A 19,142-nucleotide genomic window follows, 5' to 3' on the forward strand; every position below is an offset into this window, starting at 1 on the left:
ACATCCGGTACGTCGATGCGGTCCGGGCCGACTCGACGAGTCGCGCACCGCGTCGTACCAGCTCGGGGTTGAGCGGCTGACCGGTGAGGTGGGCGCCGGCTACTGCCAGCAGGACCTCGTCGGTCCATTGGGCGGCGAGGTCGATCAGCAGGTGGTCGTGGCCGGCTGGGGCGATCAGCTGGACGCCGAAGGGCAGGCCGTCGGCGCGGTCCGGCCCGGGGAAGGCGACTGCGCAGAGGTCGAGCAGGTTGACCATGTTGGTGAAGCGACCGAGCCGGCTGTTCGTGCCGATCGGGTCGGCGGCCACCTCGGCAAGGGTCGGGTGATTGGGTGCCACCGGCAACAACAGCGCGTCAATCCCAGTCCACAAAGGCTCGCTCGCCCGGGCTAAAGTGGCGAGCCGATCAAAACCGGCGAACGCCGCCGACGCGGTCAGCTCCGAGCCGCCCCGGACAATTCGCCGTACCGTCGGGTCGACCTCGGGTACGTCGTCCAGCTTGTCCCCGAACGCCAGCCAGCGTTCGGCCAGCCAGGGCCCGGAGTACAGCAGGTCTGCTGCCTCGAGCAACGGGCGGATGTCGACCCGGACGACCTCCCCGAGCCGATGGGCTTCGCCGAGCATCTGCTGCCATGCCTTCTCGTACAACGGATCGAGATCCAGATCGAGATCCGGTACGCCGATCACCGGCGGACCCGCACGACCTGGCCGGCTGTGCGGCAGCGATTCGTATCGCCGCGACCACGCGTCGTCCGGATCGAAACCGACCATCACCTCGAACGCGCGCCGAGCCGTCTCGACCGACCGCGCCATCACGGTCACGCAGTCGAGCGACCGACAGGCCGGAACGACACCACGCGCCGACACCAGACCGCGGGACGGCTTGATACCGACGAGCCGGTTGAACGCGGCCGGCACCCGACCACTCCCGGCCGTGTCCGTGCCGAGCGCGAAGTCGACCTGACCGGTCGCGACCGCCACCGCGCTCCCCGAGCTCGATCCACCCGAGATGTGCTCCGCCGAGAAGACCGAGTGACAGGCACCGTACGGCGACCTCGTGCCGACCAGGCCGGTCGCGTACTGATCCAGGTTCGTCTTACCCAGCGGTACGGCGCCGGCCGCGATCAGGCGGTCGACCACGAACGCGTTGGCCACAGCCGGTACGACGTTGCGCGGATCACCGGCGGTGGTCGGGACACCGGCCAGGTCGATGTTGTCCTTGAGCGCCATCGTGAGCCCGCGCAGCGGTCCGGGCTGCGGCTCGACCGGGTCCACCCGGGTGATCCATTCCGCGTTGCTCATGCTCCCCACCTTGCCCGTTCCGCATCGAACGCCGCCCGGCGCCGTGCCCTCAGAGTCGCGATGTCCACTGGCGCCTCCCGCTCGATCCGGCGCACGTCGGCGATCGAGAAGGTGGCCGGGGAGACCGTCAGGTCCGCCCGTCCGGCCGCGATCTCGGCCCGCTCGTGGGCCAACTGCTCCACACTCACCGGCGTGAACCTGATCTTGTCGAACTGCCGCAACAGCCACGGCCGCTCGTCACCGAGTCTCCACACCGGCACGGTCCGCCCGACCAACTGGTACCCACCAGGACCCTCCATGCCGTACACACACAGGTAGATCCCGCCGATCCCGACAGCGTTCTGTGGCGTCCAGGTGCGGGCCGGGTTGTACTTCGTGGTCACCAGCCGATGCCGCGGATCGATCGGCACCGCGACCGGTGCCCCGAGGTAGACATCGCCCAGCCCGACCACCAGGTACGTCGCCTGCTGCACGATCTCGAACACTTCATCGCGCTCGTCCAGATCGTTGACCCGCCGGATGAACTCGACGTTGTCCGGGCACCACGGCGCATCCGGCCGGACCGAGGTCGCATACCGGCGCATCGCCTCATGCGCTTCCGGATGGTCGAACGCGATCGGCAACGTCACTTCACGAGCCGGCAGTACGACGGTCTCCGGATCCGCCAGCTTTTCAGCCAGCTGCACAAGGTGTTCGGCCAGGTCGACCGGACCCAGTCGCGAGGTGTCCAGGGCAACCAACAACGATCGAACGCCCTCAACGATCTCGGTCACACCAGGAGGCCGATGCTCGCGTAACGCCTCCGCGAGCAGGTGGATCCACACCCGGACGGTGAGGTCGAGTTCCGCGGAGCCAGCTTCGACGAGCAGATGCCGTTCCCCAGCACACCGAATCGTGTACTGATCCGATGCATGCAGTACGTCGGGCCGAGCCGCCGTACCGGGGATTGTGGCAGCAGGCAACGACTCCTGCCGCAGATCCGCCAGCCACCTTCGCCGTGTCACCATCGCAGCGGTGGCATCCTCGATTGCCACCGGCAACAATCTGACCCGGTCTCCAGGTCGCAGTTGCCCGAGCATCCAGCGGTCGGCCTCGATCACCACCGCCGGTACGACGAACCCGCCGAGCGACGGCCCGTCCTTGCCGACGATCACCGGGGTGTCGCCGGAGAGCATGATCCCGCCGACCGGATAGGCCGAGTCGTGCACGTTCGACGGGTGCAGCCCGGCCTCACCACCGTCGCTCCGCGCCCAGCCGGGCAACGGACCGGCCAGCCGGATACCAGTCCGATCGGACCGATGGTCGACGATCCACTCGGTCCCGAAGAACGCCTCGACACCGTCAGCCGTCAGATGGTCCGGCGCACCGTGCGGTCCTGGGATCACCCGCACCTGCCAGCTGTCCGTAATCACCGGCAACTCGACGTTCACCGGGCTCAGCAGGTTCTCCCGACGCCCCAAGGGCAACTGATCACCGGCCGCGAGCGGGCGGCCGTCCTGACCACCGAACCCACCGAGCACGAAGGTGGATCGGCTACCGAGAACCGCTGGTACGTCGAGTCCGCCCTCGATCGCGAGATACCCGCGCATCCCGTCCAGCGGACCGAGATCCAGGACTGCGCCGGCCGGCAGCATGACCACCAGCCCGGGCCGCACCGGCCAGCCGTCGATCGTCGCCTGCCGGGCCGCACCTCCGACGCAGATCAGCCGATCCTCGTCACAGGTCAGCACCGGACCGGTCTGCACACACTCCAGCCCGGCCGCATTCGATGGATTGCCGACCGCGGCGTTCACCAGGGCAAAGGTGAGCTCATCGGCCGCACCTGACGGCGGTACGCCGACATCCCACAGCCCTGGCCGTCCGGCCAAGTCCTGCACGGTCGTCTGCAGGCCAGGACTCAGCACCGTGATGACGGCCACCGTCACCACCAGCCCAGGAGCTGCACCGGGGTCGGGTTCCAGCCGTTGCAGGGGTTGTTGATCTGCGGGCAGTTGCTGATCAGTACCAAGAGATCACGGCTCGCCGTCACCTCGACGTACCGGCCGGGCGCGGACAGCCCGTCGTCGAACTTCAGCTCACCGGAAGGGGTGACAGGGACGTTCATGAAGAAGTTGACGTTGTGCGTCAGCTGCCGTTGGCCGATGCCGGCGTGCGCGCCGAGGGTGAGGAAGGTTTGGCGGCAGGCGTGCTGGTGCCGGGTGTGGCCGCCGTACCGGATGACGTTGCTCTCCTGCGAGCACGCACCACCGACAGTGTCGTGGCGTCCGCAGGTGTCGTCGGAGATGATCCCCAGCTCGTCACCACGGGTCGACATCAGTCGCGATCCGGTCGTCAGGTAGACGGCTTGCTGGGCGCGGATCGTGTCGAAGGCCGAGTACCGGTTGTCGATGTCGTGCGCGTCGTAGAACAACGTGTCGACCGCCTGATTCCCGTGCAGATCAACAATCCGCAACCGACCGCCGGCCGGGACTGTGAGCAAGGCACCCGCACCGGGCTCGACAATCTGATCCAGCGCGCTCATCGGACCAACTCCAACGCACGCAGGGCTTCCGGACGCAAACCTGCCGGACCACCAGCCTCCGCCGCACCGATCTGTACGCCGACGCCTCCCGCGGGTGTCGTCGCCAACACGTGAGGCGCGGTCGAGATGAACACCAGCAAGTCCTGCTCGGCCCGAAGCGTCACGCTGGCTCCAACCGTCGCGTGCCCCGGGACGAACGCCAGCCTGGCGTCGGCGTCGATCCCGACCTTCGTGAAGAAGTTGATGGAGCCGTGGAGGTCGGCTTCGCTGAGGCCGTGTTTTGCCAGCTCCAGCAGGAGAAGCGGGCTCGGGATGGAGCCGGTCAGGCAGTCGTGCCAGTCGAGGGTTGACGCGGTCACCGTGGCCAGGGCCAGACCGCGGTCCGACATCAACACCAGACCTGCGTGGATTCGCGCCGTCATCTGTGACTTCAAGGTGTCCGGGATGTTCAGCCGGTCGAGGCGGTCGGACCCGATGATCAGCATCGAGGCGTTGGCGTTTTCGGCCAGCGCGGTCAGCGTGATTGCGCGCCCGGCCCGCACCGGAACCGACCAGGCCGCGTCCCCAGGGATGTCGTGTTTCACGCCGCCACCGCCTGGTGGTAGGCCTTCCGCTGGAAGCGGTAGGCGATCACGCCACCGATCCCCACGACGGCCAGGGTGATCAGCGGGAGGTAGTGCACCGGGTTGTACACCTCCGCACGCGGCCAGCCGAGGTTGATCGCCATCGCCAGTCCGTAGCCGACGGCAACGAAGTTGACGATCACTCCGAACCTGCCGAGCGAGAACAGCGGTCGGCCGTCCTCATCGGTTCCGCCGGGCAAGCCGTTGCCGGTGAGGCGCCGTACCAGCATGGGCGTGGTGACCAGCAGGTATGCAATGTAGAGCAGCATGATGCAGACGCTGGTCAGACCGAGGAACAAACCGGCATTGCCCACGTTGACGACCAGGCAGAGCGCGGCCAGGGCGCCCGGTACGACGGTCGCCGCGACCGGGGTGCCAGTGCGTGGCGAGACGCGGCGCAGCACGGCCGATCCGGGCAGCACGTTATCGCGGGCCATCGAGAAGATCATCCGTGCTGCTGCGGTCTGGATCGCCAGCGTACACACGCAAACTGCGAGCGCGACGTCGAGCAGCAGGAGCTTGCCGGTGGTCGTGCCGAGCCTGCTGGTCAGCACGTACGGCAGACCTTGGGTGGCGAGGTCGCCGTCGGTCACCGAGGGCGCGGCCATCAGCGCGGCGATGATCAGGAACGCGCCACCGATGCCGGAGGCAACGACCGCGCGGATGATCGTCCGAGGCGTGGTCGCGCGCGGCTTGTGCGTCTCCTCCGCCAGTTCGCCCGCACTGTCGAAACCGACCAACACGTACGCCGCCATCAACGCCGAGATCAGCAACGGAACGACGTACCCGGTGGTGCTGTCGAGGTTGGTCGTGTGCAGTACGACGGAGGGGCCGCGCTCGGCCTTGCTGGTCAGCAGGATGATGATCAGCACCACGCCGACGAGCTCCAAGGTGACGCCGACCGAGTTGACCACGGCCATAATCCGCACGCTGGTCGCATTCAGGATCGTGGTCGCGACGAGCAGGATGCAGCCCAGTACGACGGCGTTCGTGGCGCCGTCCTTCGACGACAACGCGGGGTCGGTGCCGACCAACTGGAACCCGGACCAGACCGCGGGCAGGACCACCTGCAAGGCGATCGCCGCGGCGGCCAGCGTGATGGTCTGCGCGATCACCATCGTCCAGCCCGCGAACCAGCCGACGACCGCCCCGCCGAGGCGGCGCGCCCATTGGTAGATCGCCCCGGAGAGCGGGAAGCGGGCGGCCAGTTCGGCGAAGCAGAGCGCGACCATCAACTGCCCGACCAGTACGGCGGGCCAGGTCCAGAAGAACGCCGTACCGCCGAAGCTGAAGCCGAGGCCGAACAGCTGGAAGACCGTGGTCAGGATCGAGACGAACGAGAAGCCCGCGGCGAACGACGCGTAGCTGCCGACCCGTCGGGACAACTGCTGGGCGTAGCCGAAACGGCTCAGATCATCTGCTGGGGCGGTGAGTACATCAGAGGGTGCTGACATTCCGGCCTCCGTCGAGTCGGCCCGGAACGCGCACGGCATGCCCGGGCCTCGCGGCCTCCCGGGCTTTTGTCCCGCCGTGGAACGGCGCCGAAGCGCCGTCTCCCCTCTCGGACCAGACCCACCGGAATCGGCAGCGGAACCCTAGGGGCGCCCCGCCGTCCCGGCGGGTCTGTTCCAGTTCAGAACCCAACGGTTTCAGCAACACTCTTCACTTGTTGCAACCAGGTAAACGACTTCTCTCACCATCCGTTCAGATCGGAGAGGACCCTGGGAGATCAGAGCGCGGTGGCCTTGGCGTTGCGTTCGAACTTGGACCAGATGGGTGACGTGCAGTTGGTGCAGGACTGACCGAAGAATTCGGCGCTGGCCTGCTCGTCGCCGAGCAGCCAGAAGCGGAACCAGGCCGTGATCGCGCCACGGAACTGCCCACCGTCGGGGCTCACCACGAAGTGATCGGCGCCCTTCAGCTCGGCGTAGATCGCGGGCACGTGACTGCTCTGCGCGTACCGGTCGTGCACAACCGACGGCCACACGATGATGTCCGCCTGACCTGCGAAGTACAGGGCCGGACCGTGTAGTTTCGCCGGGTCGTTGAACGGACCGCCCTCGAGCGGTGCCACCGTGTCCACCCGCGGATCCGCACCCGCGCCGACGGCTGCGCCACCACCGAGCGAGTGACCGGTCGCCCCGACGTGGGCCAGATCGACCTTGCCCGCGAACACGCTCCCCGCCGTACCGTTCTGTGTCGTCAGGTAGTCGAGCCCAGCCAGCAGCGGCGCCGCAGAGCTGGAACGCCCTTCACCCGCGGCCACGATGAACCCGTGCGAAGCGAAGTGCTCCAACAACGGCTGGTACGTCGAGACTGTCGCGGCCGCACCGTTGCTCCACAGGATCACCGGGTGCTTGGCACACCCGAGCGTGCCGAGTTGAGCCGGCCGGATGATCGTGGTGCCCTGTCCGTTGGAGGCCGAGGTCACGGCGTACGGACCGGGGCCGGCCCAGTTCTTGTTGACCGATGGGCAACCAGCGGCCTGGGCGACCGGCGTCAGGTTGACGAGCAGAGCGGCGGCTGTGACGACAACGGCGAGCAGGCGTTTCACTTGAGCTCCTTTGATCGCTCTGGATCGTAGAGGGTGTCGAGCGCGTCGACGTACTTGTCCCGCACCACCGAGCGCTTGAGTTTGAGCGTAGGCGTCAGCTCGCCGGAATCTGTGCCCCAAAGGGAATCCAACAGCGTCCAGCGTTTCACCTGTTCGACCCGCGACAGCCGATCGTTGCCGGCCCGGACCGCGTGCTCGATCTCAGCCTGTACGGCGGGATGCTGGGCAGCGTCGGCCGGACTGGTCACCTCGATGTGGCGTGCTGTGCACCACTGGCGCCAGCCGGGATCAAGGGTGATCAGGGCAACCAAATAGGGCCGGTTGTCACCGTGGACGTAGACGGATCCGATCAGGTCCGAGGCTGAGGAGAGGGCCTGCTCGACGTTGGCGGCGGAGATGTTCTTGCCGGCCGCGTTGATGATGAGCTCTTTCTTACGGCCGACGATCGAAAGGTAGCCGTCGGCATCGATCTGGCCGAGGTCGCCAGTGTGCAGCCAGCCGTTGATGAAGGTGTCCGCGTTCGCGTCCGCGCGGTTCAGGTAGCCGGGGGAAATGATTCGACCGCGGGCCAGCAGTTCGCCGTCGTCGGCCAGGCGTAGTTCGACGCCGGGCAGTGCGCGGCCGACCGTGCCGAGGCGTGGTTCGCTCAACGAGTTGAGCGTCAGGACGGCGGAGGTCTCGGTCATCCCGTATGCCTCGACGATCGTCACACCGATCCCGCGGAAGAAGACCAGCACCTCCTGCGAGATCGGCGCTGCGCCGCTGACCGCGACCAGCATCTCGTCCAGTCCGAGTGCGCGGCGGATACTCCGGTAGACCAGCCGCTCGAACACCGCGTGCTGGACCCGCAGGCCCGGTCCGGCCCCCGTGCCGAACCGGACCCGCCCGAACTCCCGCGCCACGACAATCGCGCGCCGGAGCAGCGCCCGCCGTACCGGGGATTGTTCGGTGACGGTTCGCTCGGTGACGGCACCGAGCAGCTTCTCCCAGACGCGCGGTACGGCGAGGAAGACGTGCGGCTGGATGGTCGGCAGGTTCTCGGCCAGCAGACGCAGGTCCCGGACATACGTGACGGTCGAGACGAGCGCCGTACCGAGGTAGTGGGTGATCATCCGCTCGGCCAGGTGGGCGAGCGGGAGGTAGGAGACTTGGGCGCGGCCGGGTTCGGGGATCGCGCCGAGATCCTTGGCTACACGGGTGAGGATGCCATCGAGGACCGTGCAGATGCCGGCGTGGGTGACGAGCGTGCCCTTCGGCGGTCCCGTCGTACCGGAGGTGTAGATGATCGTCGCCGGGTCGTCGGGGTGGACCTTCGCCGCTGCCTCGTGGATCTCGGCGACGCGGTCCGGGAGCGAGGCTTGGGCTGCTGCTGTCAGTACCTCGAACGACAGCACACCTTTCGGCGCCGATCCCATGACTACGATCGTCCGGAGCTCCGGCAGGCTGTCCTTGATCGCCAGCCAGGTAGGCAGAAACTCGCTGTCGACGATGCAGACCTTGCACGCCGAGTCGGCTGCCACGTAGGCGAGCTGCTCGGCGGCGAGGGTGTTGTAGTACGACGAGGGGGTCGCGCCGGCGAGCATTGCGCCGACATCGGCCAGGACGTGTTCGGCCCGGTTCACCAGTTGCAGGCCGACCACGTCACCGGGCTCGATCCCGAGGTCCAGCAGGACGAGGGCGATCGCCTGGGCTTCCCGTTCGTACTCGGCCCAGGTCAACCGCCGGTCGCCGTCGACGATTGCCATCACGTCACCGTGGTCGGCCGCGTTCCGGCGTACCAGGTCGATCACCGTGTCGTTCATGGTCTTCAGCAGGAGGTTCTTGCGGGGCGGTTCTGGAAGCGGTCACCCAGCCAGTTCAGGGCGTTCGTTCCCCAGAGCGAGACTGTGACGACGTGGCCGCCGAGTGGGATCACGTGCCATTCGAGGGTGGCGCCGGCTGCGCAGTAGCGGGCCTTCAGCTGCTGGGCGCCTTGATAGGGGATCAGCTCGTCAGCGGTGCCGTGGTAGAGGTAGACCGGCGCGGACGGCTTGACGTTGCCGAGCAGGTTCTCGTTGAGGCGCTTCTGCCAGCGCGGATCCTTGATCACGTTGGGAACTGTGGTGAAGTCGTTCAGCCTCCGGCCCGGCGCCAGCAGTGCGATCTCGGCAACGCAAGCCTGCTTGATCTTGGCGAACAGTTCCTTGCCTTGTGTCGTGAGCACGTTGTCCAGCGGAACCTCCGGGTACGCCGTCGCGAGGCCGATCGCGGCAGCGGCCACCAGGCCGAATCCGATGCCACCATCGTTGCTCGCGGCAACCAGGTCGAGGTCGGCAGGCACCCCGCCGGTCGCCGTACCGACAACTTTGAGATCCGGCGCGTACGACGCCGCCTGTTCGGCCGCCGCGGCTGCCGCCTGGCCGCCTTGGGAGTAGCCGAAGACGCCGATCGGCGCGGTCGGATCCAGCCCGGCGGCGGGGAGGCGCGTGGCCGCGCGGGCCACATCCAGGAGCGCACGTCCCTCGGACTTCGCAGTCGCGTAGGTGTGCGTTCCCGGCGTGCCGAGTCCTTCGTAGTCGGTCAGCGCGACGGCCCAGCCCTTGGTGATCGCCTGCGCGATGAACGCGACCTCGACCTCGGTACCGGTGCGGATCTGGTACGACGGCGCGCACTGATCACCAAGGCCTTGGGTGCCCATCGCGTAGGCCACGACCGGGCGTTTCCCCGGACCCGGCCACGTGGTGAGCGGGGTGATGATCGTGCCGGACACGGCGTTCGGCGTACCGGTGGCCGAGGTGGAGCGGTAGAGCACCTGGTCCGCGCGGGTCGGGACGGGGAAGAGCCGGAGGATGTCGACGTACAGATCGACCTTCCGGGTCTTGAGGACGTCACCGGCTGGGACGTTCGGCAGCGGGGAGGGTGCCGTGTAGAACGGGTCGTTCTGCGGGGTCGGTGGGCGGTCGTCGGCCGAGGCGGGCACGACGACCGCACAGGACAGGCCGGCGACGGCGAGTCCGGTGACGAGGCTGCGGATCACGATGGTTACCTCCGGGGCGGGATAGTGGTAACGAGGATTACCCGAATATAGGGGTCGGGATAGGCTGTGACAATCCCCTGGATCTTTGGAGGTTGGGTGTCTGCAGAGCGGAGCTATGGCGGGGTGCCGCTGACCCGGCGCCGGGAGGAACGCCGTGAGCGGCTCCTGGCGGCGGGGGTCGAACTGTTCACGTCGACCGGCTATCAGCAGACCAAGATCACCGACCTGTGCGCGGCGGCCGGGATGTCGAACCGCGGCTTCTACCAGGAGTTCGACACCAAGGAAGCGCTGCTCCTCGAGCTGTACGTCCGCACCAACCAGCTCGCCCACGACCACGTCAGCCACGTGCTGACCACCCTGGAAACCACCGACCCGGCCGCACGGATCGACATCCTGATCGACGTCTACCTGGGCGCAGTCACCTCGGACCCAAGACTCGCCCGCCTGAACTACGTCGAGGCGGTCGGCGTCAGCCCCGCCGTCGAGGCCCTGCACGTCGAGTGGGTCGGCCGCTGGAGCACCCTGATCGAGCGCGAAGCCGACCGCGCCGCCGAAGCCGGCTTCGCCCCCCGCCGCGACTTCCGCCTCACCGCCATCATGATCGTCGGCGCCATCACCGGCCTGCTCCGCGAATGGCAGAACCACGCCGCCCGCTACCCCACCCCCGAAATAGCCGCCGAAGCCAAAGCCCTCATCCTCGCCTCCATCACCCGCCAGGTCTGACCCCTCGGTTCGACCCGAGATCGCGCCACCTTGAGCACCCACCAACCATTTGACACCCCACCGCATGGTCGAACCGTGCCCAAGGTCCCCCGACCCCCTCACCTTGAGCACCGATCAACCACCTCCGGACCGCGCGAATGGCCGAACCGTGCTCAACGTCGTACCGGCCCGTGCGGAGCTGGCGGTCGGCGGTCGGCGTACGCCAGTCGCCGTACGGACAGGACGTATACGTGTGCTGAGCGCCAGGAGTGCGGGCGGTGAGCGGGGCGGCAGCGGGTAGTAGGCGTATACGTCCTGTTCTTGGGAGGATCGTGGGACCGGCTGCGAGGAGGCGTGATGGAGTGGAGAGATCTGCCGCTGACCGAGTGCTTGCGTGGGGGTGAGGCGGAGATGCTGCAGTTCGCCGTGGACCGGGCGCGCCGGCAGTTCGCCTGGAAGACCGGCGGATTGACCGCCTCGCAGCTTCGGCAGCAGCATTCGCCGTCAACGATGACCCTGGCCGGTCTCGTGAAGCACATGTCGTTCGTCGAGGCAGGCTTCACGGCTCGCGCGGCTCAACAGCCGATCGGTACGCCGTGGGATGTGCGGGACTGGGTCGCCAACGACAACTGGGGCTGGGAGTCTGCGGTCACCGATGATCCGCAGGAGCTGTACGCGCTCTGGTACGGGATTGTGGAGCGCTCGCGGGCGACCTGGGCGGAGTTGGCTGTCGATCTCGATGTGGAGATCGACGAGGGCGACCCCGACTGGATCACCAGTCGGCGACGGATCCTCATCGACCTGCTCGAGGAATACCTCAAGCACACTGGGCATGCCGACGTACTGCGGGAGGCTGTCGACGGGCTGCGGGGTAACGATCCTGGCTAGTAGGTCTGGTAGTAGATGAGTTGGCCGGATTCGCCGGGGGCGGCGCCTTCGCTGGGGATGAAGAGGGTGATGACGAAGGCGTTCTGGCCGTTGGGGGCTTTGAGGGCGGTGATGGTGGGGTTGGCGAAGGCTGTGCTGCCGGCGTTGGTGCGGATCGTGGTGCGGTCGGCGTTGCCGGTTTGGTAGTCGTAGACGAAGGTGCGCCAGGAACCGAAGTCGCCCTTGGTGTACTGGCCTTCGATCAGGCCGAAGGTGTAGCCGCGGAAGGTGGTCTGGTCGCGGTCGCCGATGTTGCCGCCGACACCCCAGTGCAGCAAGGCGTTGTCGAAGTTCGGCTGGGCTGCGGTGGTCCAGGAGTTGAAGTTCTGCAGGGTGCCGCGTTGCTGGCGGTCGCGGTCGCAGTTCCACCAGTAGTGGCCGCCGATGTCGATCGTCGAGTGGTCGATATCGGGTGCGAGCGTGATGCTGTAGATGTTCGGCGTACCCTCCGCGCAGGACGACAGCCGGCGCGGTGAGTCGAAGGACCGATTCACCTTGCCTGCCAGGAGATCCGCGCGATTGGCGAAGTACCGGAAGGCGAGGTGGTTGTTGCCACCGCCCGGCTGCTCCTGCTCCCAGGCGAGCACGAAACCGCCGTTCGACGCCTGCGCGATTGTCGGCTGGGAGGCCGGGCCGGTGTTGCTCCCGGCAAGCTCGCGAACCCAGTGCCAGTTGAGGAGATCGGACGACGTCGCCAGGTTCACCCGGAAGCGCCCGTCGGCGGCCAGATGGTGCGAGACGGCAAGATAGCCGCCGGTCGAGTCCTGGATGATCTTCACCGTGTCCATCACATGACCGGCGTCGTCCTTGGTGTTGTAACGCTTCCCGGTAGCGCCGGAAACGTTCTCAACGATCCCCCGCAACTCGGCCCGCGCCGGATCGGACGCGGCAGTCGTCGTCGCAGCAGCCGAACCGGCGCTCAACGCGGCAAGCGTGGCGACAAGCAGGACAGCAAGAGCTCTGGGCATGGGCGGCACCCCTCGCAGTCAGTTGTTCAAGGCCCTCAGGCTAGCGAGGTCAGGGCCGACGCGCCCAGATCAGCGTGTGCCCGCTCGTCCCCTCGGCCACGAACTCCTGGCGGTCGATCACCAGGCCGGCGTTCTCGATCCAGGTGCAGGTGGTCGTGGTGTCGGCCTGGCTCCACCACATGGGTACGTCGCCTCCCAGCCAGTTCTCCTCCGCCCCGGTCCACGCGCCGGAGCCGATCGTCGCCACGAAACTGCCGCCTGGGCGCAGCCAGGTGCCGATCCGCTGGAGGAGTGCTTCCTGCTCGTCCAGCGGGATGTGGATGAGCGCATAGAACGACACGATCGCGTCGAAGGAGTCCGCGGCTAGGTCGAGGGTGGTCGCGTCAGCCTGCAGGAAGGTCGCTGCGGGTACCCGCTCGCGAGCCCGGGCGACCTGCACCTCGCTGATGTCGACGCCGGTCACCACATGGCCCGCCTCGGCCAGCACCTTCGCCACCGGCACCCCGGAACCGCACCCGAGGTCGAGGACCTGGGCGCGGGCCGGGAGTTGGGTCAGGAGCGCCTGCAGCCAGTCGCCGTACTTGGTCTCGCTGCCGTACGCCTCGTCGTACCGGGCCGACAGTTCGTCGTAGCCCCGCCGTACCAGCGCCTTGGCCTCCTCGTTGTCCATGCGCCCGAGGCTAGGCACTCCACCCCGACCACGCGACCGGATATCAGCTCGCGTTGCCCCTTCTCCCCCTCGTATACGGCCTGATAAGGGGCAACACGGACTGATATCCGTCCGTGTTGCCCCTGGCTGGGGTCAGCGGTCGCGGGCGTGGTGGAGGGTTGCGGCGGCGGCTAGGCAGACTGCGCCGGGGACGATGAGGGCGGCGGCTGGGGTGAGGAGCGTGGCTGCGCCGGTGGCGGCGGCGAGGGTGAGGGTTTCCACGGTCATGCGGGTGGTGCTGAAGAGGGCTGCTCCCGCGCCGCCGCGGTGGTAGGGGACGTGCTTGAGGGCTTGGCCGTCGGGGACGCCTTCGGTGAGGCCCAGGCAGATGCCGAGGATGGCGGCGCCGACGAAGAGGGCGAGTGGGGACTTGGTGAGTTGGAGGGCGAAGGCGGTACCGGCGCAGATGATGAGGGCAAGCGTGACCAAGGGTGCCGCCCAGCGGCGGGCAATGCGGGCGGCGAGTAGCGGGAGGAGGGTCGACGGGATCGTCAGCAGGCTGAGCAGGAGACCGACCTGGCCGGCGCCCAGGTGTGCGCCGAGTTGTGGCAGGACGGTCAGGCCGACAACCAGGATCCCCATGAACGCGCCGGTCCCCAACGCATAGGCCCGGTACGTCGGGATGCGCAGCAGGTCGAGTGGGATCGCGGGATCCGCCGTACGGCGTTCCACCCGGACCAGCAGCGCGGTTCCAGCGGCTGTGGCGGCGAGCAGGCCGATCGTCGCCCAGACTGGTAGGGCGAACCCGAAGGCGGTCACCGCGGCCGCGATCGTCAGTCCGAAGAGGACCGCACCGGCTAGGTCGAACTCCTTCGGCAGGTTGTTGGTGCGGAGGCTCGGTAGTCCGATGGACGTCAGGACGGCGATGCCCGCGACGGCCGCTGGTACGACGAACACCATCGGCCAGCCACCCAGCGCCATCAGGCCCTGGGCGGCGAAGGGACCGAGCGCGAGACTCGTGCCGAGTACGGCGCCGACGTACCCGTAGACGCGGTGTCGATCCTCGGGCGGGTAGACGGCCAGCACCATCGCCGAACCACCGGCGGCGCACATGGCCGCGCCGACGCCCGCCAGTATGCGGAGGGCAACCAGCGTGCCGAGGTCTGGCGCGAAAGCAGAGAGTACGCCGGCGACCGCGACCACGATGTTGCCTAGAGCAAAGAACTTCGTGCGCGAGGTGCGGTCGGCGAGAACGCCGGCCAGTAAGAGCGCGGCGGCGAACAGACCGTTGTAGCCGACAACGATCCACGGGCCAAGAGCATCAGGCCCGGACAGGTCGGCGGTCGCCGCGGGGATGACGGCGGTTGAGCCGGTGATGGCTAGGGGAAAGACCGCGGTGGAGATGAGGTCGGCGACGAGTACGCGCCGACGGTGACGTACAGACAGGTGAAACACGGTATGCGCTCCGGAGTCAGCAGATTCCGAGCGCCACAAAGGCGCTCCTGACGGGAAGCCAGGAGCGACGGCTCTGGGTGTTATGCGCCGCCGCTCTTAGCGGAGGCGCACCGTGTCTGTCTTGGGCACGGGCCGAGGGTAGCAAGGAGACGGTCCAGCGGCATGGGGTTTACCAGAGTGAGCCGGTGGCGTCCCAGTGACCGTGCGGCCGCTCATCGGTGAACGGCACCAGCCACTCGACCGGCACCGTCAACGTCTGCACCCGCGGCAGCACAATCGGCGTACCGTCCGCGGTCCGCAGGTTCCCGATGATCTCGTAATCACCCTCCGGCAACCCGAGCTCCACGCACTGCGCAGCCGTCAACGTCACCGCCGTCGTCGAACTCAGCACCGACCGCACCCCCTCGGCCGCCGACTCCTCCAACCCCGTCACCGTCAGCGGAAAGGTCGCCCCGCGCAGCGCACCGAACGTCAGCCGCTGGTCCCCCTCCAGCACATGCGGGACCTCGACCAAATACGTCGTACCAACCTCGACCTCGCCCCTCAGCACCCCACCAGGCTCCGCGTTCCGCACCCGGTTTGTCCAGCAAAAACCCCTAGTGGCCCGTGGTGGAAGTTGTTTGAGTGATTGCGGTGTTCAGGTGCGTGCATCGTGGTGGCTGAGGGGCGGCCTCGATGTTTTTCCATCGTGGCTGTTCCTCAGCTGCCGCGAGGTGCGTGCCTGGGCGCCGCAAGCGCCAAAGAACTTTCGCCACGGGCCACTAACGGCCGGGGAGGCGGGTGGTGATTTCTTGGAGGATCCAGGTGTTGTTGTCGGGGTCGGTGAAGGTGGCTCGGGTGCTGTAGGTACGGCGTTCTGGGTCCAGGCCGGGGGTGAATCCTTCGGCGGTGCGATGGAAGTAGTCGGTGATGGGGGCGCCGGCAGCGACCAAGGCCTCGCGGGCGGTGACGATGTCCTCGACGACCAGGTAGGCGGTGGAGGAACCGGGGGCGGCGGGGGTGATGCCGGCGCCGAACTGGACCGAGGTGGCCGAGCCGGGCGGGGTCAGCTGGACCACGCCGGGCGGGGTGACGTCGAGGCGCCAGCCCAGGCTCACGTAGAAGTCGCGCGCGGCGTCGACGTCGGTGACGGGGATGATCAGGGCCTCGATGCGCTGTTCAAAGGTGCTCATGGACACCAAGATCACGGGTACGGCGGGGTGTTCGCACCAGGGAGAGTCACTGGACCGTCGGTGTGGCCGGGACCACGATAGTTGCGTTTTACCACGATCTCCGGAAGGGTCGGAAGGTAGTTCCAATCCGATCCTAGTGAAAAGTGGAGGCGCGCCGAAGCGAGGCGTGATTCAGCTGTGGCGATCGATTTCGACAGCCAGCAAGCAAACCCTGACCACGCAACCGAGCATCCTGCGCTCGCGTCACCACCACCGCCCGGCAGCCGAAGTAGCGGCTCCGGGCTCGATCGGATCGTGTTCGGCGTCACTGCCGTGATCGCCTTGGCCTTTGTGGTCTGGGGATTCGCCAGTGCAACAAGCCTCGGTACGGCGTCCACGTCCGCCCTGACCTGGGTCGAGACGAACACCGGCTGGCTGTTCGTACTGCTCGCCTCGGGGTTCGTCGTGTACGTGTTGTGGCTGGCGGCCGGCCGGTACGGGCGGATCCCGCTCGGCGCTGACGACGAGGAGCCCGAGTTCAAGACCGTGTCCTGGGTGGCGATGATGTTCAGCGCCGGGATGGGGATCGGGCTGATGTTCTACGGCGTGAGCGAGCCGCTGTCGCACTTCATGGCACCGCCGCCGGGCACGGTGGAAGGCGGCACCGACGCGGCGTTGCAGACGGCGATGGCGACCACGCTGTTCCACTGGACGCTGCACCCGTGGGCGATCTACGCCGTCGTCGGCATTGCGATTGCCTATGGCACCTTTCGGCGCGGTCGTTCGCAGCTGATCAGCTCGGCCTTCGCGCCGCTGCTCGGCAAGCGGACCGAGGGGCCGATCGGCAAGGTGATCGACAGCCTCGCGATCTTCGCGACACTGTTCGGATCGGCAGCCTCACTCGGGCTCGGTGCGCTGCAGATCGGCTCCGGAGTGCGGATCCTCGGCTGGCTCGACAAGACTGGGAACGCAGTACTGGTCGGAGTGATCGCCGTACTGACTGCTGCCTTCGTCGCGTCGGCCGTGTCTGGTGTTGCCAAAGGCATCCAATGGCTGTCGAACATCAACATGGTGCTGGCGATCGTGCTGGCAGCCTTTGTGTTCGTGGTCGGACCGACCGTCCTGATCCTCAACCTGGTCCCGACTGCGATCGGCGACTACCTGCGGGACATCGCCGAAATGGCCGCCCGAACCGAGGCCAGTGGTGGCGACGCGATGTCCACCTGGCTGTCCAGCTGGACGGTCTTCTACTGGGCGTGGTGGATCTCCTGGACGCCGTTCGTCGGCATGTTCATCGCGCGGATCAGCCGCGGGCGGACGATCCGGCAGTTCGTCACCGGCGTCCTGCTCGTGCCGTCGCTGGTCAGCCTGGTGTGGTTCTGCGTCTTCGGCGGCGCTGCGATCGATACTCAGCGGAACGGCGTCGACATCGCCGGCCAGTCCACCAGCGAAGGCCAGCTCTTCGGTCTGCTCGAGCACTTCCCGCTGGCGTCGCTGAGCACGATCGTGGTCGTCGTACTGGTCGCGATCTTCTTCGTCTCCGGCGCGGACGCAGCCTCGATCGTGATGGGCACACTGTCGCAGCGGGGAGCAATCAATCCACGCAAGTCCATCGTCGTGTTCTGGGGTGTGCTCACCGGCGCGGTCGCCGCGGTGATGCTCCTGGTCGGCGGAGGTGGCGCGAAAGCCCTGCAGGGACTGCAGAATCTCACCATCGTCGCCGCGCTCCCCTTCGCGCTCGTGATGGTCGGCCTGGCCGTGGCGCTCGCCAAGGATCTGCGCACCGACCCCCTCATGCTCCGCAAGGCGATGGGCACCGAGGCCATGGAGGCAGCCGTGATCGAAGGCGTCACCACGCACGGCGACGACTTCTCCCTGGTCGTCACCGGCAACGGCGAGGAGCCCGTCAAGAAGGATTGACCGGCTGAGCCCAGTACGACGCCATCGCCGTACTGGGCCAGGCAGTCTCAGTCAGTTCGGTCACGCCAGCCGACGATTCTCAGCGAGTACGTCGCGTAGGTGGTCTTGAGATCCTCGATCGTGCGATCGGGGCCCATCCAGGTCTGGACCTCGGCCGCGAATCCGGCGGTCGCGTCGGTGGTGTGGCCCGGCGGCCGGTACCAGACCGCGAGCCGGATGCCGAAGCCGGCGATGGCGGCGATCGCGGTCCAGGGGTCGGGGCAGTCGAACGCGCCGAGGTCGTTGCCGCGGTCGATGACGGCGCGCATCAGGTCGATCGCTTCCTTGCGGCTGGCGGCGACGCGGTGCAGGGCGGACTCGGTGAGCATCGCGAAGTCGTTGTGGGCGATCGTCGCGAACAGCGGGTACGCCGTGTGGAACTCGACGTTCGCATGGGTGAGGGCGGCCAGCTGTGCCGCGGGATCCGGCCCGGCTTCCAGGAGTCCGGCGCGCATCCGGTCCCGGATCTCTTCGTTGGCGAGGAACACCAGCTCGCTGAACAGCTCGGCCTTCGATGCGTACTTCGCGTACAGCGAACTTGGCTGCACTCCGAGATGCGCGGTCAGGTCGCGGACCGAGACGCCGTGATACCCCCGGGCGGCGAACAGCTCGACCGCCGCCGCCAGCAGCCGACCCTTGGCGCCGTCCGCCGCGAGCTGTGGCGGCAGCAGTGCGGGCGAATCTGAGGGCATCTCACCTTCCTTAGAACGATCGATCCATAAGCTAGCAGAATTTGCGCTTGACACCAGGCTCATGCATGCTCAGAGTAATGTAACAAGCGTTCCACTGGAGGGGTTGGATGCGCACTACCGCAGGGATCTGGTGGGAGAGCACGGGCGCAGGTGAGCCGGTGCTCCTGATCAATGGATTGGGGACAGCATCAACATCATGGTTCCGCTTGCTCCCGGGGCTGCACGGCTACCGGGTGATCACGTTCGACAACCGCGGTGTGGGGCGTACCGGGTGCTCCCCGGAACCGTTCGACCTCGCCACGATGGCGACCGACGCAGTCGCCGTCCTCGATGCAGCCGGCGTCGACCGGGCACACATCCTCGGCCTTAGCATGGGCGGCCTGATCGCCCAGGAGCTCGCTTTGAGCTATCCCGGCCGGGCCGAGTCCCTGATCCTGGTCAGCACCCATTCCGGGGTCCCGCACCTGACCGTCGCGGCCTCCGCAGTAGCCACCACCCTCAAACAGATCGCCGGCCTATCCCCTGCCGAACGCAGCCAGGCCTTGGCCCCGATTCTGTACGTCGACCAGACCCCCGCCACCGAGCGAGCCCGCGACGACGAGATCGGCGACACCCTCCCCACCAC

Annotated in this window: 18 protein-coding genes and 1 riboswitch; of the genes, 4 read left to right on the forward strand and 14 right to left on the reverse strand. The window is 67.5% G+C overall.

Annotation, left to right across the window (positions count from 1 at the left end; genetic code table 11):
* The 8 genes from E1261_RS29910 to E1261_RS29945 all read right to left on the reverse strand — a co-directional run.
* Positions 1-1,300, reverse strand: a 1,300-nt coding sequence (locus E1261_RS29910; RefSeq protein ID WP_132412405.1) for an allophanate hydrolase, incomplete at its 3' end; no start/stop codon positions are given.
* Positions 1,297-3,219, reverse strand: a complete 1,923-nt coding sequence (locus E1261_RS29915; RefSeq protein WP_132412406.1) for a 5-oxoprolinase/urea amidolyase family protein — start codon at positions 3,217-3,219, stop codon at positions 1,297-1,299. The genes E1261_RS29910 and E1261_RS29915, both read right to left, overlap by 4 nt.
* A gap of 2 nt (positions 3,220-3,221) precedes the next feature.
* A complete protein-coding gene (locus tag E1261_RS29920; protein WP_132412407.1) occupies positions 3,222-3,821 on the reverse strand; it encodes an urea amidolyase associated protein UAAP2 in 600 nt (199 codons plus the stop codon).
* The gene (locus E1261_RS29925; RefSeq protein WP_132412408.1) at positions 3,818-4,405 is read right to left on the reverse strand and encodes a DUF1989 domain-containing protein; all 588 of its coding nucleotides are present in this window, start codon (positions 4,403-4,405) and stop codon (positions 3,818-3,820) included. Before E1261_RS29925 ends, E1261_RS29920 begins: the two co-directional genes overlap by 4 nt.
* A complete protein-coding gene (locus E1261_RS29930) occupies positions 4,402-5,898 on the reverse strand; it encodes an amino acid permease (protein ID WP_132412410.1) in 1,497 nt (498 codons plus the stop codon). The genes E1261_RS29925 and E1261_RS29930 overlap by 4 nt, the downstream gene beginning before the upstream one ends.
* Positions 5,899-5,951: 53 nt before the next feature.
* Positions 5,952-6,054: riboswitch (guanidine-I (ykkC/yxkD leader) on the reverse strand.
* Between the two features lie 119 nt (positions 6,055-6,173).
* Positions 6,174-6,998 carry a poly(ethylene terephthalate) hydrolase family protein gene (locus E1261_RS29935; protein ID WP_132412412.1) on the reverse strand — a complete coding sequence of 275 codons (825 nt, stop codon included), beginning with the start codon at positions 6,996-6,998 and terminating at the stop codon, positions 6,174-6,176.
* Positions 6,995-8,800 carry an AMP-dependent synthetase/ligase gene (locus E1261_RS29940; RefSeq protein WP_132412414.1) on the reverse strand — a complete coding sequence of 602 codons (1,806 nt, stop codon included), beginning with the start codon at positions 8,798-8,800 and terminating at the stop codon, positions 6,995-6,997. The genes E1261_RS29935 and E1261_RS29940 overlap by 4 nt, the downstream gene beginning before the upstream one ends.
* A gap of 5 nt (positions 8,801-8,805) precedes the next feature.
* Positions 8,806-10,014 carry a lipase family protein gene (locus E1261_RS29945; protein WP_132412416.1) on the reverse strand — a complete coding sequence of 403 codons (1,209 nt, stop codon included), beginning with the start codon at positions 10,012-10,014 and terminating at the stop codon, positions 8,806-8,808.
* 96 nt (positions 10,015-10,110) lie between these two features.
* Between E1261_RS29945 and E1261_RS29950 the strand changes: the two genes are divergently transcribed.
* Positions 10,111-10,737, forward strand: a complete 627-nt coding sequence (locus E1261_RS29950) for a TetR/AcrR family transcriptional regulator (RefSeq protein WP_132412418.1) — start codon at positions 10,111-10,113, stop codon at positions 10,735-10,737.
* 336 nt (positions 10,738-11,073) lie between these two features.
* Entirely contained in the window at positions 11,074-11,604 is a 531-nt protein-coding gene (locus E1261_RS29955; protein ID WP_132412420.1) for a mycothiol transferase, read from the forward strand.
* Here E1261_RS29955 and E1261_RS29960 read toward each other — a convergent pair.
* The 5 genes from E1261_RS29960 to E1261_RS29980 form a co-directional block, all read right to left on the reverse strand.
* A complete protein-coding gene (locus E1261_RS29960; protein ID WP_202875153.1) occupies positions 11,601-12,611 on the reverse strand; it encodes a hypothetical protein in 1,011 nt (336 codons plus the stop codon). The genes E1261_RS29955 and E1261_RS29960 overlap by 4 nt on opposite strands.
* Before the next feature lie 49 nt (positions 12,612-12,660).
* Positions 12,661-13,281 (reverse strand): class I SAM-dependent methyltransferase, encoded by a 621-nt coding sequence (locus E1261_RS29965; protein WP_132412422.1) that lies wholly within the window; start codon positions 13,279-13,281, stop codon positions 12,661-12,663.
* Between the two features lie 132 nt (positions 13,282-13,413).
* Positions 13,414-14,715: an MFS transporter gene (locus E1261_RS29970; protein ID WP_132412424.1), complete on the reverse strand. Its 1,302-nt coding sequence runs from the start codon at positions 14,713-14,715 to the stop codon at positions 13,414-13,416.
* Between the two features lie 169 nt (positions 14,716-14,884).
* Positions 14,885-15,265 carry a hypothetical protein gene (locus E1261_RS29975; RefSeq protein ID WP_132412426.1) on the reverse strand — a complete coding sequence of 127 codons (381 nt, stop codon included), beginning with the start codon at positions 15,263-15,265 and terminating at the stop codon, positions 14,885-14,887.
* A 211-nt stretch (positions 15,266-15,476) separates the two neighbouring features.
* On the reverse strand, positions 15,477-15,887 hold the full coding sequence (locus tag E1261_RS29980) for a VOC family protein (RefSeq protein ID WP_132412428.1): 411 nt from the start codon (positions 15,885-15,887) through the stop codon (positions 15,477-15,479).
* A 177-nt stretch (positions 15,888-16,064) separates the two neighbouring features.
* Here E1261_RS29980 and E1261_RS29985 point away from each other — a divergent pair, with 177 nt between their 5' ends.
* Complete coding sequence (locus tag E1261_RS29985; protein ID WP_132412430.1) at positions 16,065-17,786, forward strand: BCCT family transporter; 1,722 nt, start codon at positions 16,065-16,067, stop codon at positions 17,784-17,786.
* A gap of 47 nt (positions 17,787-17,833) precedes the next feature.
* Here the strand turns inward: E1261_RS29985 and E1261_RS29990 are convergent, their stop codons facing one another.
* Positions 17,834-18,517 (reverse strand): TetR/AcrR family transcriptional regulator, encoded by a 684-nt coding sequence (locus E1261_RS29990; RefSeq protein ID WP_165952700.1) that lies wholly within the window; start codon positions 18,515-18,517, stop codon positions 17,834-17,836.
* Between the two features lie 107 nt (positions 18,518-18,624).
* Between E1261_RS29990 and E1261_RS29995 the strand changes: the two genes are divergently transcribed.
* Positions 18,625-19,142: alpha/beta fold hydrolase (locus E1261_RS29995; RefSeq protein WP_132412434.1), on the forward strand; the 518-nt coding region annotated here is incomplete at its 3' end.

The sequence above is a fragment of the Kribbella albertanoniae genome (genome assembly GCF_004348455.1).
Taxonomy (GTDB): Bacteria; Actinomycetota; Actinomycetes; order Propionibacteriales; family Kribbellaceae; genus Kribbella; species Kribbella albertanoniae.

Coding starts and splice junctions, on each gene's coding strand:
- E1261_RS29965 (WP_132412422.1), bottom strand. CDS start 13,281: ATGGACAACGAGGAGGCCAAGGCGCTGGTACGGCGGGGCTACGACGAA.
- E1261_RS29940 (WP_132412414.1), bottom strand. CDS start 8,800: ATGAACGACACGGTGATCGACCTGGTACGCCGGAACGCGGCCGACCAC.
- E1261_RS29955 (WP_132412420.1), top strand. CDS start 11,074: ATGGAGTGGAGAGATCTGCCGCTGACCGAGTGCTTGCGTGGGGGTGAG.
- E1261_RS29920 (WP_132412407.1), bottom strand. CDS start 3,821: ATGAGCGCGCTGGATCAGATTGTCGAGCCCGGTGCGGGTGCCTTGCTC.
- E1261_RS29960 (WP_202875153.1), bottom strand. CDS start 12,611: ATGCCCAGAGCTCTTGCTGTCCTGCTTGTCGCCACGCTTGCCGCGTTG.
- E1261_RS29980 (WP_132412428.1), bottom strand. CDS start 15,887: ATGAGCACCTTTGAACAGCGCATCGAGGCCCTGATCATCCCCGTCACC.
- E1261_RS29990 (WP_165952700.1), bottom strand. CDS start 18,517: ATGCCCTCAGATTCGCCCGCACTGCTGCCGCCACAGCTCGCGGCGGAC.
- E1261_RS29930 (WP_132412410.1), bottom strand. CDS start 5,898: ATGTCAGCACCCTCTGATGTACTCACCGCCCCAGCAGATGATCTGAGC.